Origin of the sequence: Asticcacaulis sp. (genome assembly GCF_027484505.1) — a bacterium.
In the GTDB taxonomy this organism is placed as follows: Bacteria; Pseudomonadota; Alphaproteobacteria; order Caulobacterales; family Caulobacteraceae; genus Asticcacaulis.
Window position 1 is genome coordinate 1 of record NZ_JAIXSV010000210.1, and the last position, 3,077, is coordinate 3,077.

At 59.9% G+C, this 3,077-nt stretch carries 3 protein-coding genes; all 3 read left to right on the forward strand.

Annotation, left to right across the window (positions count from 1 at the left end; all coding sequences use genetic code 11):
* Window positions 1-1,309 (forward strand): DUF3363 domain-containing protein (locus tag Q0072_RS12505; protein ID WP_298330597.1); only part of this gene is annotated, 1,309 nt, incomplete at its 5' end.
* Between the two features lie 551 nt (window positions 1,310-1,860).
* On the forward strand, window positions 1,861-2,259 hold the full coding sequence (locus Q0072_RS12510) for a type II toxin-antitoxin system RelE/ParE family toxin (protein ID WP_298330599.1): 399 nt from the start codon (window positions 1,861-1,863) through the stop codon (window positions 2,257-2,259).
* Window positions 2,246-2,575, forward strand: a complete 330-nt coding sequence (locus tag Q0072_RS12515) for a DNA-binding transcriptional regulator (protein ID WP_298330602.1) — start codon at window positions 2,246-2,248, stop codon at window positions 2,573-2,575. Before Q0072_RS12510 ends, Q0072_RS12515 begins: the two co-directional genes overlap by 14 nt.
* The last annotated feature ends 502 nt before the right edge of the window (window positions 2,576-3,077 follow it).

Genomic DNA, 3,077 nt, shown 5'->3' on the forward strand with positions numbered 1-3,077 from the left:
GACCGCCAGCCGCTACACCACGATAGACCGCTGGATTGAGGAAGGCCGGGACGCCGAGGGCCGGGTACGGGCCATAGACCCCAGCCCAGAACGTCAGTCGCTGATTACGGGCCGTCTGAGGCATCTGGAGACGCTGGAACTGGCCACACCCGATAAGGGCGGCCTGTGGCAGGTCAGCGAGGAGTTTGAGGCCGCCTTGCGCCAGCTTGGACGGCGCGGCGACATCATCAACAGCCTGCGTCACGACCTGGCCCTCGGTAAGGACGGCCGGATGGTCGAGACGCTGCGCATCCACGACGCCGGCTACGGCATGGGGCAGGATGCCGAGGCCCATCGTGCGGCGTCGCTTTCCCATACCGAGCCCATGCCGCCCATCATCGGGCGCGTGGCACACCGTGGCCTGTACGATGAATTGGAAGACCGCCACCTGCTGGTTATCGACGGCGTGGACGGTCACACCCACGTGGTCGAGATCGGCAAGGGCGAGACGGCCCCGCAGGTGCCGACTGACGCCATTGTGCGCCTGACACCCAAGGTCGCCCAGTTGCGCAAGGTGGATCACACCATAGCCGAGGTCGCCGCCAAAGACGGCTGCTATTCCGTAGAGCGTCATCTCAGGCACGACCGCCTCGCTACGGTACGCTTTGCAGAAGCCCATGTGCGCCGTATCGAAGCTGTTCGCCGGGCTATGGGCGGCATCACATGGGAAGACGACTACAGTTTCAGGGTCGGTCAGACCTACCGTGATACGGTACTGGCCTATGAACAGCAGAAGGTCAGCCAGAACCCGGTCAATATAGAGGTCCTGTCACCCGAACCGCTGCGCAGCCTTGAGCGGCGCGAAGCATGGACATGGCTGGATAAGGAACTAACCGCACCGCAACGGACGCCGCTGGCGGACACGGGCTTCGGGAAACAGGTCAGGGACGCACTCTACGACCGGGAACAGTGGATGATGAAACAGGGGCTCGTTCGGGCCGAAGGTGACAAGGTCCATTATCCGCCTAATCTCGAACAGCAGATGGCAGCCCGCGAGCTGAAGGCCGAGGGCCAGCGGCTGTCGCAGGCACTGGGCAAGACCTATGTGCAGATGCGCCCGTGGGTGGAATACAGCGGCACCCTGAAAGACAAGGTCACGCTGAACGGTGGCCAGTACGCGGTAGTCGAACGCGCCAAGGACTTTGCCCTTGTCCCGTGGCGTGACGTGCTGGAGCGGCAGCGCGGCAAAGAGATCACCGGCCTGATGCATGAGAGCCGCAGCATCGAATGGTCGTTCGGCAGAGACAGGGGGATAGGCATCGGCTTCTAACCCGCCAGCAGCTCCGCTTTTTCGAGACTATTTCAACGGTAACATTTTCAGACCGCTGAGGTCGTGATATACCTATGGCTGTCACGTCGTGACAATAACCATTTGGTTGTTTTTGCTGGAAAGGGCGGGTGCCGGAATCATCCGCTCTTTTTCGTCAAGAGTCCAATCAGGACTTACCGCCAAGCGCATACCCGAGACCACAATGCAGAAGAAAGATATTATTAAGCAATAAGTTACACGCAGTTGTTCCTCTACAAAGAGGTGCAGGTCAATCCAAGCAAAAGGCTATTTGCTACCAGCGAATGAAACCCCGAATCATACATCGAGGCGATCCGGTGATGGGCGTGGGAGTGGTGAAAAGGCAAAGCCGTCCAACCGGGTACGGCTCAACCGCACTATCGCCCGCCGCAATCCGGGCAGCCTGATGATCCTGCCCATCTTGACGATGGGCACGTGATCGAGGCAGCGGATCGGCGATCAGATCGAGCAAAACATGAGCGGCTCATATTCATTGAGTCATAACACTAAGTATGATAGTGGAACGTTGCTGAATGACTGACAACCCGCGCATCCGCATCTACGCAAACCGTTGGTTCGCCAAGTTCGCGGCAAATGAAAAGATTAGCGATGCTTCGCTTGCTGATGCTGTTCATCGAGCCGAATCCGGCCAGGTCGATGCCGACTTAGGCAGCGGCCTCATCAAGCAACGCATCGCGCGCCAGGGCGGGGGGAAGTCGGGCGGCTATCGCTCGATCCTAGTCTTCCGCTCGGGCGAGCGGGCCATTTTCGTCTTCGCCTTCGCCAAGAGCGAAAAGGCGAACCTAAGTGCGGCGGAACTGAAGGTCTATCGCAAAGCTGCTGGCATCATGCTGGGGTTGGGTGATGACCAGATCGAAACGGAAGTTGAAGCGGGCCGATTGGTCGAGGTGAAAGACGATGAGCAAGGCTAAGGCAAAGACCTACAAGAGCGATGCGATGGCCGCCGTCCACGAGATGATGGAAGGTCTCCACGAAGCGGGCAGCATCGACAAGCGCACCATGCGCGAGTTCGACGAGGCCTGCCTTGCGCCAGCGCCCGTCCTGTCGCCGGAAGAGATCAAGGCCATCCGCGAGGCGGAGCATGTCTCGCAACCGGTCTTCGCGCGCTATCTCAATGTGTCAAAGAACCTAGTGTCAGACTGGGAACGCGGGGCGAAGAAGCCGGGAGGTCCGGCGCTACGGCTGCTTTCGATCATCCAGCGCAGTGGGCTGGATGCTGTTGCTTGATTTGGTCTAGGAAGTTGCTGACCGGTTTGGGGTGGCTACCCAACGTTACGATAAACGGCATCCATACCGTACCGAAATTCCGGTCCCCGGCTATATCCTGGCATTGGCGTTCCGCTAGCGCGAGCAGTCCCTGACCATCCCCCACAGTCACGACCAGTCCCGGATCACAGCGGAGACACGGCTTCAACCGTCCGCCCGTGCGCAGGATGCGGCAAGAAGGCATCTACGGACGGTAATGGAGCTATGAGGCCCTAACCTCAGCGATGGCATCATGGCGCTTACTCTGTGGAGGAGACGCGCCCTGATGCCCGGCACCCCAAGCCCGCCGGTCGTCCACGCCGATCCTCCTGAACACCAGCGGACGGACAGGCCCATGAAACCCCGGCACCACCTCTACCTTGATGACGAACTGACAAACGAACTTGAGGCACTGGCCAGCAAGCCCGGCGCGTCGAAGTCGTCCATCGTGGCCGATGCGTTGCGTTCTTATTTTCGCCATCGC